Consider the following 13,367-nt stretch of genomic DNA (forward strand, 5'->3'; position numbering starts at 1 on the left):
TCCATTGTTTCGCCCCCTAATCGTGCCGCGTCTGCTGTGGCCGGCTGTTTCCCATTGATGCCTATGTTCGGTGGCCGCTGGTTCAGGTGCTGCCGATGATGCGGCGCTCCTCACCGAGCGGGATGATCCAGCCGCCGGCGCGATCCGGTCGCGCAAATTCATCCGGGCCCACTGTCTGCGTCAGGCGGGTACGAACGGTTTGCAGCTCCGCGTCGATAGCGGCACGGATGAGATCGCTCGATGCCGACGAAGACTGGCCGGAGGTTGAGGCGAGCGAGCGCCTGCTGATCGGCGGGCGCGACGTCGGTGTCGGCGACGGGCTGGCCCGGCACGGGTGACGATCCCTCCGATCAGTCCGCCCATGGCCGTTGCTTTTTCCACTTCTCTTACCGGCACGGCATCCAGCAGTGACCGGGTGCGTTGGAGATCCCCTTGGAGCCTTCGCGCGAAGGGCTGGTGGGTGAGGCCGCGAAGGGCGCTGGCGAGCTCCGCGTGCCCGAGCGAATTGATGAGATTGGCGATATGGAGGCGGAGAAGCCCGATGAAGAGCGCGTCTTTCTCCTCCGGTTTGATCGGCTCGCCTTCATCGACCGGATCGCGGACCGAGAGGTGGGCTTCGGTGGGACTTGGCGCCGCCATCCCCCAGCGTGTCGCGATGGCGATGCGCTTCACTGTGACCTTACTGCCTCCGGCGGTGATATCTATCCGTCCAGCCTGAGCCCAGGCGCGGTTCAATGCTTTGGCCGGGCCGCCATTGTCATGGCAGCCTTTGGCCTCGGCCACGGTCAAGGATGACAGGTCGGATGCGCAGGCGATCCAGTCAGGCAGGTCGCCACGGAACAAGCGCGTGACTTTGACCTGCCGGCGACATTCGAGGTCGATGATGCGGCTGCCGCGATGCGCGCAGATCGAAAGGTTGAAGTATCGTTCGAGATAGGCGCGGGCCACGAAGCGGCCGAACAGGCCGAATAGCGCAACCTTCACTTCGCGGGCCTGTCCGAGCGGTTCTCGGAGGATGAAGGGTGTGCCCGCCGGTTGCGTCAACAGCGCGTGGAGGATGGACCACGCGCCATATGCAGCCCCTGGCGTCTGCAACACTTCGCGAATACCGGCGTCCTCGATCTCCGAGACGTCGAGGTCGACGGTCGCGCCCGTGACAAGGCTGGATGCTGGCGGATCGAAACTGTGCAGGAAGGTCCTCGTCATAACGCCAGCGCCCGCTTGAGATCGTCATGCTCGAAAGCGCTGGCCATGCGGTTGATCTCCGCCGATCGAGCGCCGACCGCCTTGGCGGCGTCGCGCCATGTCGCGGTCACCGCCGCGACTTCTTTGATGACAATGCGCGCTTGCGGCAGCGTGAGTGCGAAGAACTCCGACGCCGCCTCCAGGAGATCGACGGAGCAGGTGCCTTCGTCGAGATCGATGTTCGTCGTGAGCACCCGTGCCTTCAGATCGGTTGGAACGGGATTGAGGTCGTAGGCCGGTGAGAGCGACCATCCGGCCTTTCCCTGCCACAGGAAGCCGTGATTGCGCAGGTGATCATCGACGTTCGAGATCAGGACGTTGAAGACCACGCGCCGGTAGAGGGCATGGGCGTCGGTTTTTCCCTGGGCGCCGTGCTGCGCGAGGGCGTCGACGATCTCCGGGTAGCTGCCGCGCTCGCCATCCCTGGCGCCCACCATCGCCATCGCCGACAGAAACGGGATGCGGGTCGCGCCATCGCGGTCGAAGCGCCGTGAGAGCATGACTGCCTTGCCGGCGATATCGATCAGCTCATGATCGGGAGTGGCGATACCGGCCTGACCGGCGAGCCGCAGCGCGATCTCCTCCCAGGTCTCTATGCTGTAGTCGTCGGTCTCTTTCGGGAACTTGGCGATGGAGAGGCGACCATGTTGGTCGATGACCGACGCCTTCGGACGCGCGCCGCCAAGAGAGGAGCCGGGGGCAAAGATGAGTTGGAGATCTTCGTCAGTTTCCTCGTCGCGGAGAATCCGCTCGCTGATCTGGAGCAGTCTGCCAAGCTCGATCAGGGCGGGAACGCCATCGCGGATCGGCGCCTGAAAAACCTCGTCGCCGACCCAGCGGAAGCGGAGCGCGCCAAGCCTGGTCTCGTCGGCGACACCGAGCAGATAGTCGCTTTCCGCGAGGGTGCGAACGGCGTGAGCTTCGCGCTCCGCCAGGCGGCGTTCGGCACGCTGCATCAGGCGGCGACCCCAGGTATCGGGCGCCGAGTCGCCAATGGACCCGAAGGTCGCCAGTCCAGCAGGAGGGGCGAAGGCGCCGCGGGTCAGAGCAAGGGCGGGCTCGAGAGAGAAGCGGTCTGGGTCATCGGGCCACGTATCGTCATATTCAAAGAGGATCGTTTCCGCGCCGCGGACGCGATTGCTTCTCGCCAGTCCAATCGAGCGTGTCCGGCCGTCCAGATCGATATGGACCTCGAAGTCAGCCATCGCGGGACGATCCGGATGGCCGCTTGAGATGGATGTGCTTGGGCAGATCGGCGCTGGCCAACGCCTGTCCGACGCTGTCGTTGCTGATGTCGGCGACCTGGCTCAGGCCGTCGAGCAGGCCGAGGGCCTGCAGCACGCCGGCATAGATGCCTATACTGACATTGGTGTCGCCGGCTTCGACCCTTTGTAGGGTCGACCGCGATGTGAAAGCACGCTCCGCCACGACCGCCATAGGCAGCTTGCGACGGCGGCGGGCGTCGTGGATATCCGCGCCGAGCTTCCGCAGGGCACGACGCACGGCCGCTGGAGGGGTATGTGGAGTAGGCATTTGCTACCTTCGCACTACAGATCGGCGGGATATGTAGCACGAAGATTACAATTCTTCTAGCCCCGCCTAGAGTCGATCCCAGTGTTTACCGGCTGCGGGAACTGCCCGGTTCCGCCAGAAAGCTAGCCGTGAAGCGTAGGGGGCGGTCGAGCGCGCCCGGGTCCTCGATCGGGCTTGTGAACTCTGCTATAGAGACATGACGGTACTTTTCGGTTGGCTCTGGAGCGACGCCAAGCAGCCGAAAATCAGTTTCGAGAGGCGATCGACCTCGATAGATACCGAAACCGCGCAAAATATTTTTTGTGCGATTTTTCCTTTGAAATCAACACTTGGCGACAACTCCCGTCCGCCCGTTTGATCGCGCCGCCTGGACTCCTGCGGGGGAAAACGGGCGGAAAATTTTGAGGGCTAGGCGGAGAAAGAGTAAGAGGCGGGAAGGGGATTCTGTGACGGGTTAGGAGGTTCGGAGAGAGGCTCCGGCCGGCCCGCCACGGAGAAATGAAATGGCTAAAGCCGTTCAGAAGATCACCCTGAACCGATCGGAAGACATTCCTTTCGATAAGCTCGAACTCTCGCAGAGCAACGTCCGCAAAATCAAGGCCGGTGTTTCCATCGAAAATCTGGCGGAAGATATTGCCCGCCGCAAGCTCCTGCAGAGCCTGAGTGTTCGCCCTATCCTCGACGGGGATGGTAAGGAGACCGGCAGGTTCGACGTACCGGCCGGCGGCCGGCGATATCGTGCCCTCGAATTGCTCGTCTCGCAGAAGCGCATGGCAATGACGGAACCTGTACCCTGCATCGTCAAGCGCGGCGATGAGCTCTCCGCCGAAGATGACTCTCTCGCCGAAAACGTTCAGCGTGTCGATCTTCATCCGCTCGATCAATATCGCGCTTTCCAGGCGCTTCGCGAACAGGGTCTCGGTGAGGATGAAATCGCTGCACGCTTTTTCGTCTCGGTCGCGACGGTTCGGCAGCGCCTGCGGCTGGCTTCCGTGTCGCCGCGGCTGCTCGATCTCTACGCTGGAGACGAGATGAGGCTTGAACAGATCATGGCGTTCTCGATCACCCATGATCATGTTCGGCAGGAGCAGGTCTGGGAAACGATCTCGCGCCAGCACGTCCGGGACGCCTACTACATCCGCAGGCTCCTTACCGAGACGACGATCCGCGCAGGCGATCGCCGGGCGGTCTATGTCGGCATCGAGGTCTATGAAGCGGCCGGCGGCATCGTGATGCGCGACCTCTTCGAGCAGGATAATGGCGGCTGGTTGCAGGATCCGGCACTACTTGAACAACTGGTTGTCGAGAAGCTGACTGCGGATGCCGAAACTCTGAAGACGGAGGAAGGCTGGAAGTGGGTCGAGGCTGCTTTCGACTTCCCCTATGGCCACACATCGGGCCTTCGCCGCTTCCATGGCAAACAGCGGGAACTCAGTGAGGAGGAGCTTTCCCGCCACGATGCGTTGAAGGCCGAATACGACAAGCTCGACGCCGAATATGCCAGAGCCGAAGTCTCTTCCGACGAGATCGAGCGGCGGCTCGAGGAACTCGGAAGCGAGATCGATCAGCTCAATGACCGGCCCTGCGTCTTCGATCGGCAAGACGTCGCCGGAGGTGGCGCTTTTATCTCCCTTGCCGCCAATGGTGAACTGCAGATCGAGCGCGGTTTCGTCCGGCCTGAGGATGAGCTGCAAGTCGAAACCGGCGGTGACGACGCGGAAGCGGCCGATGGTGATATCGGCGACGACGTCACCGGGTCGCCTTCCGTCGCCGGCGTCTCGGTCAACGGCAAGCCGGTCCCAGGTGACCAGGTGGAGGAAGAGGACGACGCTCTGCGGCCGCTCTCCGATCGTCTGGTGCTCGACCTGACGGCGACGCGCACGATCGCGCTGCGCAACGCGCTCGCCAATGATCCGGTCATCGCCCTCGTGGCGGTGCTACATGCCTTCGTGCTGAAGACCTTCTATCTCTATGGCTCGGATTCATGCCTGGAACTGACGCTGCAGAGCGCCAAATTCAGTCAGACCCAGGGTCTTGGCGACACCGTTTGGGCCAAGGAGATCGATCAGCGACACGAGGCATGGGGCCAGGATCTTCCCAGCAACCCCGACGACCTCTGGGCCTACCTGATTGTGCTCGACGACGTCAGCCGCCAGGCGCTCCTCGCCCATTGCGCCTCCATGTCAGTCAACGCGGTCATCGAGCCATGGAACAAACGCACGCGTGCGATTGCCCATGCCGAACAAGTCGCGCGTTCGGTCGGCTTCGACATGGTCGACGCCGGCTGGGCGCCGACGGTCGACAATTATCTCGGCCGGGTCACCAAGGCGCACATCCTGCAGGCGGTTCGCGAGGCCAAGGGCGAACAGTCCGCCCAACTCATCGACCATCTGAAGAAGCAGGATATGGCGCGCGAAGCCGAGCGCCTGCTCGACGGCAGCGGCTGGCTTCCGGAGCCGCTGCGGACATCTGCCGAGGCGGCTCCTTCCTACAATCTCCCGCGGGCGGTCGACCAGGCAAGCGACGACGGGATCTCGCAGGCCGACAGCAACGATCTTCCGGCATTTCTGACGGAGGACGCCGATGTCGGCGACCGGAACCAGGAAGCGCAGCATCGCGCCGGCCATCTCGACGCCGCGGAATAGGCTCCACCCCTGATCATCGCAGCCCGGCGCCATCGCCGGGCTGTCCATCCGTCCGACTCCCATCTCAACACTGCCCGGCCACCGCGCCGGGCTCTTTCGTTTTCAGGAGACACATCATGAACACCATGCTTCCCAGTTCCAGCCCGGTTTCGGCCGGTTTCAAGGTCGATATCTCGCGCGGACAGCGCATTGGCCGCGTCTCGTCCGAGTGGTTCTCGCGGCCGGACGACGAACGATATCTGTCGCTTTCCGAGCTCCATCACGCGGTCAAGACGCGGGCCGACCATGCTCGTGCGCGCACCGTGGAAAGTTCCGCCATCCGGGTCGAAGCCACCCGCGACAACGCCGAGCGCCTCGAGCTCATCGTCCCCGGCGATCGGCAGCCGATCGCACCAACGCACTGGAGTTATGGCCAGCTCTGCAGCTTGGTCGGCGCTCCGGCGACCTATATGCGTCAACTACCGGCGCCGCTCGCTGCCATCAATCTGCAGCACGGCTTGCTCAACTACCGGGCGGAGCTGGTAAAAACCCTGGAGATGGACGACGGCCGCGTCGAACTGCGGGCTGTAACCGGCCCGGAATATGGCCGTATCTGGGACCACGAACTCGTCTCGGCGGTGATGAAGATTGCCGGCAACGGCACTGGGGACACGATCTGGAAGGTGCCCGGCCTTCTCGACTGGTCGAGCATGACGCACAATCCCTTCATCGACATCACCAAGGATAGGACGACGCTCTATGCGAGCGATCGCGATGTGTTCGTGTTCCTTGTTGACGACACGCATCCGATCGAGGCGGGCCGGTTGCCGAATGGCGAACCGGATCTCTTCTTCCGCGGGTTCTATGCATGGAATTCCGAAGTCGGATCGAAGACGCTCGGCATCGCGTCATTCTATCTGCGCGCGGTCTGCGCCAACCGCAACATTTGGGGCTCGGAAAATTTCGAGGAGATCAGCATCCGCCATTCGAAGTTCGCGGCCGAACGTTTCGCGCACGAGGCGGCGCCGGCGCTGACGAGTTTTTCCAATTCCTCGCCGGCAGCCTTCGTTGCCGGTATCCGGGCGGCCCGCGAACGCATCGTCGCGCGCAACGACGAGGATCGCCAGGCTTTCCTGCGCCGACGCGGCTTCTCGAAATCGGAAACCGGCAAGGTCATCGACATGGTTCTGTCCGAAGAGGGGCACCCGCCGGAAAGCGTGTTCGACTTCGTCCAGGGTATCACCGCCTTGGCGCGCGACAAGACCCATCAGGACACCCGCCTCGAACTCGAAGGCAAGGCGAAGAAGCTTCTTGAAAGTGCAAGCTGAGCCCGCCCCAGCCCGTAGCAACGCCGTCAAGCGACAATGCAGGCGGCCGTGAACCTCACTTCGCTGCTGACACAGAAAAATAGGGCCACTGGAAGACCAGGGCCCTTTAAGGTGTGAAGGTCAATAACCTCCAGAGGGGAACAGCTGAAACGATGGCACTGGGAGGAAAACCATCAGATGCATCAGCTGGAGGCAATATGCACATATTTTGACCGGTTGGTAAAACATTTATTGTGCAGTGCAGCTATGCAGAAAAGGTCGAGCCGCTCCGTGCGGACAAAGGCGGAGCCCGTGTAGAGGCTTTCCTCGTACGACTAGCCAGCATAGGCGCACCGATGCAGAGCTGTCGGCGATCACGGCAGGCGGGGTATTTCTCCGTCGGCGACGCGCCAAATCCATGGCGTCATCTCTGCTCTCGCGGCAATCATTTCATTGAGGGCGAGTTCGTAGTTTTCGTCGGCACCGATGGGGACGATGAACAGCGCGACGGGCGCGGGGCGTTGTTCCGGCAGGGTAACCGAGACGACCGGCTGCTCCCGCGAGAGATTGAAGCGCAGGCCTTTCACGCTCTTTCGCTTCAGCCTTGAAAGACGTTCCAGGAGATGTTGCTCATGGATGCTCTCGAACGGGATCCAGTTCTCGTTGACCACCATCATGGCGATCTCCTCGATGGATGCGATCCCCGCGGCCGATATCCCGAAGGTGGCGATCATGATCAGATGGCAGTGTTCGCTCGACCGCCAAAGCTCGAGCTCCGTCTCGTATCTGGCGCTCAGCCGCTTCCATATCCCCTCCTCGATCATGAAGGGGAAGGGGAGGTGGCGGACGACGATTTTCTGGCCGCCGCGGGCAGCAGTGAATTCCTTCACCTCCGCCACAGTCATCATCAGCTTCCGCAGCCCGGTGCCAGAGACATGGGCAGTGGTCAAAGCTGCTGCCCGCCGCGACGCTATTCCTTCGCGGTCCTCCTGATGAAACACTTCCGGCACGAACAGAATGTCGCTCAATGGTCCGCCGCGTGCGGTCATCTGTGAGGCGGCGTTGATGAGACTTGTCCGCACCCGGCCCCAACCGCGTTTGCCGGCCCATGACGAGCGCCATTCCGTCAGTTCTCCCGCCTCCCAGAGATAGTGCAGGACGGCGCGCAACGAGAGCTTCTTTGTCTCATTGCGCAGCGCCGGCTCAGACGCCTCCATGGAGGACGCCGGCGCGCTGCGAGCGCCTTTCTTCGTCAGGGGAAAATCCAGCTGCAGGGCAGCTTTCCCACTCGCGTCGATCTGGATCGCGTTGCCGATCAAGGATCCCAAGCCCGATAATTCATAGGGCGGTTCGTAGGCCGGGCATGCAGGGTCATGGTCCCGCCCCGAAAGCGGCATGCGCTTGATGACATAGAGCTCGTCGACGTGTGCAATGTACATGGGAACCGGCGGGTCTTTGCATCGGCAAAGTGGCCGTAGCTTCTGCACGTAAGCATGTTCGAGCCGGACGGGAAGCTCGGGAGCGTCCTCGTCGAACGCCTGCCCGCCGATCAAAAACTGTCGCACATCGCCCCCATGGCCGTCTCTCCGGACCGGCTGACCAAACCACGTCCGAGTTCGTAGCACAAACTTCTCCGATTATACTATCTTAAAATAGGCAGTATATCGGTTGTACGTCCGAGCGACTGGAAACGGGTCATCGCCAAAGGCAGGAGAGGGGGAGCTGCTGCAAACCGGTCGCCGTAGGAGACGACATCGGTGCTGTCATAAAGGACGACTCCGAAGGCGAAGTTCTCCCCCATGATTCCTCCTCCTCGAAAATTGGAACTATCGACCATGAAAATTGGAAGTCAGCGATTAGTTGATTGGGAGCCATCGATCCGAAATCTGGAAGTTGGCAACCGCATGAACTTTCCGCTGCCGGCAGCAGGATGCGGGCGCGGCCGTAATGGAAGAGTAAGAGGGGAGCCGGGAAGGGTTGACTTGCCGAGGCTTGGAGAGCGCCCAGGCAGGTCGGTCCATCCTTCGCTCTCGACAGGGTTCCTATATGAATGTGATCTCGTCTCCGGCCGTTGATGAAGCTGCTTCTGCTTCCGTGTCATCCGATCGTGCCAGCCGCACTGGGCGCATGTTCGACGTAGGCAAGGTGGTGGTGCTTCTTTTCAGGCAGCAGCTATCAATCTCGATCGATGGCCGTGGCGTCACAGCAATTTTCTTTTGCGCCAGCGACCTTGAGGACAAGGCTCCGATCCCCGCCCGGCTGATGCAGCGCCATCGTCTCGTCGGTGTCGCCAGCCGGCCATGACGGAGGGCTGGCCATGTTATCCCCTTCCGAACTGGCGGACCGTCTTGCGCGCGATGCCGAGGCGGTCTGCCGTCACTACCTCTCAGCCGGCCGTCGGGCCGGCAATTACTGGATCGTTGGCGATGTCGCCAACAGCAAAGGCCGGTCGCTCTATGTGCATCTCTCCGGTTCGCGTGCCGGGCATTGGACGGATGCGGCGACCGGCCAGTATGGCGACCTTCTCGATCTCGTGCGGGAAAGCTGCGGGCTCATCGATTTCCGAGACGTCGCCAACGAGGCACGCCATTTCCTCAGCCTTCCCCAACCCCAACCAGCGTCGTCTCGCAGGGGCGCGGCCTCCGACCAACTGCCGGTCGATAGACCGGCGGCGGAGCGTGCAAGGCGACTCTTTCGAATGACCCAGCCGCTGGCGGGAACGCTTGGCGACAGCTATCTGCGCCAGCGCGCTATCCTCAGGGCGTCCCTCCATCCTGCCCTGCGCTTCCATCCCTCTTGCTACTACCGGGATCTTGTGACCGGTCGGACGTCCGGCTATCCGGCGCTCGTCGCTGCGGTAACCGATCCTTCCGGCGCTATTACCGGCGTGCATCGCACATGGCTCGATCCGGGCGGCGACGGCAAGGCGAAGGTCGAGGATCCCCGCCGTGCGCTCGGCGGTCTTTTCGGCAATGCCGTGCGCTTCGGCTTTCCGCTCCATAATCTCGTGCCTGTCATGGTCGCGGGCGAAGGCCTGGAATCGATCCTGTCGCTATGCCATGTGATGCCCGCGATGCCGATGGTCGCCGCGCTAACCGCCAACCACCTCGCGGCCTTCTTGCCGCCTGCGGCGTGCCTGCGTCTCTACATCGCCGGCGACGCTGATGCCGCCGGCCGGCACGCGGTCGAAGGGTTGAGCCGCCACGCCCTGGCGCTCGGGATCCTGCCACTTGTGCTTGCCCCTGAACTCGGCGACTTCAACGAGGATCTGCGCTGGCTCGGCCCGGACCGGCTGACGGCGAGCCTGCGGGCCCAACTCGTTCCGGAGGACGCGATGGTTTTCCTGCCCGTGTGAGGCGGGTCGAACGGCAGTGGTGGCGGTTGTCGCAACAGGGAAGGTTGTTCCATGGGCACTTCCTTCGGGTGGGAGCGCGCCCGCGGGCCTGCCGAGAGACGACCCTTACCACGCGGCGGCCTGGCCTTCAGCTGGTCAGTCAGGTTTCTTCCCCGCGCCGGCGGAGCCGGCGCTCCTCGCGGGTCAAGAAACCTTCTTGTCCCCGCCCGGCGCTACGCTGGGCCGCAGCACTTCGCGCCGCGGTTCCGGCCCGTCTCCGCGTGAACGGGTTCGCCGTCAGGCCGCGAGAGGCGCGGCCGCAACCGACGGAGACCATCATGAACTCGACCCTTTCCATTGACGACACCTTCGAGCCCCACCACGCCTCTTCCTCGACCGACCGCTCCATCTACGAAATGCAGATCTACGGCCATCGCCCTTTCCAGGACGAGCCCGATCCGCGGCCGCTCCCGGAAGAGCCGGTCGTTCAGTCGGCGCTGACTTCGATCTTCGACGCCCTGTTCGAGATGCTCGGCGATACGCGGCTGGAGCCCGATCTCGAAGACTTGCTCTGGTCGACGGTCAACCTCTTCCACCGGGCTGGCGAGCGCATCCAGCGCGAGCTTCAGCGAAACGAGGATGCACAACGCGCCGGCCAGCGGGAGCAGGACGGCTCGGAGGTCAAGAGCGTCGAGCTCGAGCGGCTGATCGCCGAAGGCATCACATTTCTTGAGCGCCGCAATGCCTTTGAGTTCATACGCGACTATTCGGCCGACCTCTTCGAGGCGCAGACCGGTTCGGCCTGGCGGCCGCGCACCGGCTCCAAAGTCAGCCATGCCAACATGACGGCGGCGATGATCGACTCCAGGGACTTCCTTTCCGCACGCCGCCACGTCGAGACCGAGGTGCTGATCCCGGCCGGGACCAAGATCGCTTTCTCCGGCGGCATGGATTACAATGATCACCAACGCATCTGGGCGAAGCTTGACCAGGTACAACTAAAGCACCCTGATATGATCCTGCTCCACGGCGGCGCACCGAAAGGCGCCGAGCGCATCGCAGCCTGCTGGGCCGAGGCCCGCAAGGTGACACAGATCACCTTCAAGCCGAACTGGACGAAGCATGCCAAGGCCGCTCCCTTCCGCCGCAACGACGAGATGCTCTCGGTCATGCCGACTGGCATCATCGTCTTTCCCGGCTCCGGCATCACCGGCAATCTCGCCGACAAGGCGCGTCGACTTGGCATCCCGGTCTGGCAGGCCGCGGAGGATGGCGCGTGAGCGCCATTTCCTTCGTTCCTGATGATCGTTGCAATGTAATGCGCTCTGCATTACATTGCGCTTCATCTAGCAAGGAAATAGACATGGCCGCTACCAGTGCTCGAAAGGAAACGCCCGTTTCCATGCGCTTTCGCGATGATGATCTCGCAATCATCGATCGGGGCGCGGCCCTGACCGGGCTATCCCGAACCGAGTTCATGCGCCGCGCTGCGGTGCAGGAAGCGCAGACGGCTATCCTCAACGAGAGTGTCATTCGCGTTTCCGCCGACGCTTTTGAAGCTTTTGTTGCGGCCATCGAAGCGCCGTCAGCCGCTGCGCCCGCCAAGGTAGCGGAGCGCCTGCAGCGTCAAGCGCCCTGGGAACATTGAGCTTTGGGCCTGTCACAGATCGAGCCGCTTCCGGAGCGTCATCGCCTGGAGTCATTCAGCTCTGGCAAGCCTGCGCTCGACGCCTGGCTTGCGACCTTTGCCCGATCGAACCACCAGCACGGTTTTACGAGGGTGTTCGTCATCCATGACGACGACGTGGTCGTTGGCTATTATGGACTTGCCCCGACCGTCATCACGCCAAATGTCGTGACCCGAAAGATCCGTACGGGCCGTCCACCCGACCCGATCCCGTGTCTGCTCATCGGTCAGCTTGCAGTCGATCGTCAGCATGTTGGTCGCGGTATCGGCACGGCGCTCGTCAAGGATGCCTTTCGCCGCTGCATCGCCGGCGCCGATTTGGTCGGCGGGCGAGCGATCGTCGTTCGCGCCGTCGATGAAGAGGCGGAGCGTTTCTGGCAGAGCTGGGGCTTTATTCCGTCGCTCGACAACCAGTCCATCCTCCTGCGGTCGATGACGGACATCAGAGCATGGATGGCGGCTTTCTAGATAGATATTCGACCTGCCGCGCCTTTGCAGCCGATAGATTCCGTTTTGTGATGTGTTGGCACGTCACAGGCCTGCGAAGAATGCTCGACGAAGCCGGCCTCGGACGCTCGATGTTGCCCGGGTGCCGGCGGCTGGATGTCCGGGGGGACACTGTCGGATTCGTCAATCGGGCGCCGAGGCGAGTCTGCGAAGGATCACATGTTCGATCCCCCGAGCGAGCAGTTCCACCCAGCATTGCCCCACTGTTTGCAGTTGCCGATGCGATCACCGCGTCGGTCCCGCCGAGCGACAATGTATGATGGGCGGCGGGTGGGCGCTTCTCGCTTGCGGTGGTTGGGAGTGGCAAGGGCTTTGAGCAGAATGGCGGCGAGGCATTCCAAGAGTCCTGGCCCTCTGGCGCAGCGCCGGATCGGGCTGTCATGATAATTTGTCCCGCCCTTCGGTCGCGCGAGACCATTCCCGTTCTCCATGTCGCCTTTTTAAGGGACCGGCCGCCATCAGCGTCAACCCGCAAGGGGTTCCCCTGCGCTGCGCTCCGGTGACGCCTGCAGTCGCCCCCTTCTTCGGGCGCCATCGGGAATGGTCCCGAGCAACCGAAGGAGACAATACCATGGCCACCACGATCGCAACCCTGACGCAGAAGACCGACGGCAGCCTCGAAGGCATCTTCGCGACCATTTTGGTCAATGCCCCGATCGCCATCGTCCCGAACGCCCACAAGGCGAGCGAGGAAGCCCCCGACTACCGCGTCATCCACCGCAAGACCGGATTCGAGATCGGCGCCGGCTGGAACCGCATCGCCCGCCAGACCGGCGAGGAATATCTCTCGGTGAAGCTGGAGGCGCCGGAGATCGGCGTGATCTTCGGCAACCTCGCTCAGGCGCCCGGCGGCGATCCGAACAAGAAGGTTATCCTCTGGAACAGCCCGAACTGAATGACACTCAGCCGGCCTCGAGCGATCGGGGCCGGCTTCCGCGGTGACACACCCGAGGCGGCCGGCTGTGCCTGCCGCCTGTTTTCTGGTGCCAAACGAAACGTGGACTGTCTTCTCTAATCGGCGTGGCGAGGTCAAGCGCCTACGAGTTTTCAGCCTGTGCGGTTTGTGACGTCGTTCGCGGCCCGCGCTTCTCTCCGGGATAAGCTTTGAAGCTCTCCCACCATGGTATCAG

The 13,367-nt window shown here is 62.6% G+C and carries 13 protein-coding genes; 8 read left to right on the forward strand and 5 right to left on the reverse strand.

Annotated features, from left to right (window positions below; translation table 11 throughout):
- Positions 1–180: 180 nt before the first annotated feature.
- The 3 genes from EFQ99_RS29010 to EFQ99_RS29020 are packed head-to-tail and all read right to left on the reverse strand — an operon-like array spanning position 181 to position 2,778.
- Positions 181–1,206 carry a hypothetical protein gene (locus tag EFQ99_RS29010; protein WP_245441597.1) on the reverse strand — a complete coding sequence of 342 codons (1,026 nt, stop codon included), beginning with the start codon at positions 1,204–1,206 and terminating at the stop codon, positions 181–183.
- The gene (locus EFQ99_RS29015) at positions 1,203–2,450 is read right to left on the reverse strand and encodes a type II toxin-antitoxin system HipA family toxin (protein WP_126924600.1); all 1,248 of its coding nucleotides are present in this window, start codon (positions 2,448–2,450) and stop codon (positions 1,203–1,205) included. The genes EFQ99_RS29010 and EFQ99_RS29015 overlap by 4 nt, the downstream gene beginning before the upstream one ends.
- Positions 2,443–2,778 carry a helix-turn-helix domain-containing protein gene (locus EFQ99_RS29020; RefSeq protein ID WP_126924601.1) on the reverse strand — a complete coding sequence of 112 codons (336 nt, stop codon included), beginning with the start codon at positions 2,776–2,778 and terminating at the stop codon, positions 2,443–2,445. The genes EFQ99_RS29015 and EFQ99_RS29020 overlap by 8 nt, the downstream gene beginning before the upstream one ends.
- 503 nt (positions 2,779–3,281) lie before the next feature.
- Between EFQ99_RS29020 and EFQ99_RS29025 the strand changes: the two genes are divergently transcribed.
- Both EFQ99_RS29025 and EFQ99_RS29030 read left to right on the forward strand, forming a co-directional pair.
- A complete protein-coding gene (locus EFQ99_RS29025) occupies positions 3,282–5,423 on the forward strand; it encodes a ParB/RepB/Spo0J family partition protein (RefSeq protein ID WP_126924602.1) in 2,142 nt (713 codons plus the stop codon).
- 116 nt (positions 5,424–5,539) lie between these two features.
- Positions 5,540–6,730: a DUF932 domain-containing protein gene (locus EFQ99_RS29030; protein WP_126924603.1), complete on the forward strand. Its 1,191-nt coding sequence runs from the start codon at positions 5,540–5,542 to the stop codon at positions 6,728–6,730.
- Between the two features lie 353 nt (positions 6,731–7,083).
- On the opposite strand, the gene EFQ99_RS29035 is transcribed toward EFQ99_RS29030, so the two are convergent.
- Together EFQ99_RS29035 and EFQ99_RS35690 are read right to left on the reverse strand one after the other, a co-directional pair.
- On the reverse strand, positions 7,084–8,274 hold the full coding sequence (locus tag EFQ99_RS29035) for a DUF1173 domain-containing protein (protein ID WP_126924604.1): 1,191 nt from the start codon (positions 8,272–8,274) through the stop codon (positions 7,084–7,086).
- A gap of 77 nt (positions 8,275–8,351) precedes the next feature.
- Positions 8,352–8,510: a hypothetical protein gene (locus EFQ99_RS35690; protein WP_245441598.1), complete on the reverse strand. Its 159-nt coding sequence runs from the start codon at positions 8,508–8,510 to the stop codon at positions 8,352–8,354.
- Positions 8,511–8,755: 245 nt separating this feature from the next.
- Here EFQ99_RS35690 and EFQ99_RS29045 point away from each other — a divergent pair, with 245 nt between their 5' ends.
- The 6 genes from EFQ99_RS29045 to EFQ99_RS29075 all read left to right on the forward strand — a co-directional run bounded on the left by EFQ99_RS29045 (position 8,756) and on the right by EFQ99_RS29075 (position 13,132).
- Positions 8,756–9,013 carry a hypothetical protein gene (locus EFQ99_RS29045; RefSeq protein ID WP_126924605.1) on the forward strand — a complete coding sequence of 86 codons (258 nt, stop codon included), beginning with the start codon at positions 8,756–8,758 and terminating at the stop codon, positions 9,011–9,013.
- Positions 9,014–9,026: 13 nt separating this feature from the next.
- Positions 9,027–10,064, forward strand: a complete 1,038-nt coding sequence (locus EFQ99_RS29050) for a DUF7146 domain-containing protein (RefSeq protein WP_126924606.1) — start codon at positions 9,027–9,029, stop codon at positions 10,062–10,064.
- Between the two features lie 317 nt (positions 10,065–10,381).
- On the forward strand, positions 10,382–11,323 hold the full coding sequence (locus tag EFQ99_RS29060; protein ID WP_126924607.1) for a DUF2493 domain-containing protein: 942 nt from the start codon (positions 10,382–10,384) through the stop codon (positions 11,321–11,323).
- The gene (locus EFQ99_RS29065; RefSeq protein ID WP_281024300.1) at positions 11,320–11,691 is read left to right on the forward strand and encodes a type II toxin-antitoxin system TacA family antitoxin; all 372 of its coding nucleotides are present in this window, start codon (positions 11,320–11,322) and stop codon (positions 11,689–11,691) included. The genes EFQ99_RS29060 and EFQ99_RS29065 overlap by 4 nt, the downstream gene beginning before the upstream one ends.
- A 3-nt stretch (positions 11,692–11,694) precedes the next feature.
- The gene (locus EFQ99_RS29070) at positions 11,695–12,198 is read left to right on the forward strand and encodes a GNAT family N-acetyltransferase (RefSeq protein WP_126924608.1); all 504 of its coding nucleotides are present in this window, start codon (positions 11,695–11,697) and stop codon (positions 12,196–12,198) included.
- Between the two features lie 610 nt (positions 12,199–12,808).
- Positions 12,809–13,132: a DUF736 domain-containing protein gene (locus EFQ99_RS29075; RefSeq protein ID WP_126924609.1), complete on the forward strand. Its 324-nt coding sequence runs from the start codon at positions 12,809–12,811 to the stop codon at positions 13,130–13,132.
- The last annotated feature ends 235 nt before the right edge of the window (positions 13,133–13,367 follow it).

It is taken from the genome of Rhizobium vallis (assembly GCF_003985155.1).
Classification (GTDB): Bacteria; Pseudomonadota; Alphaproteobacteria; order Rhizobiales; family Rhizobiaceae; genus Rhizobium; species Rhizobium vallis.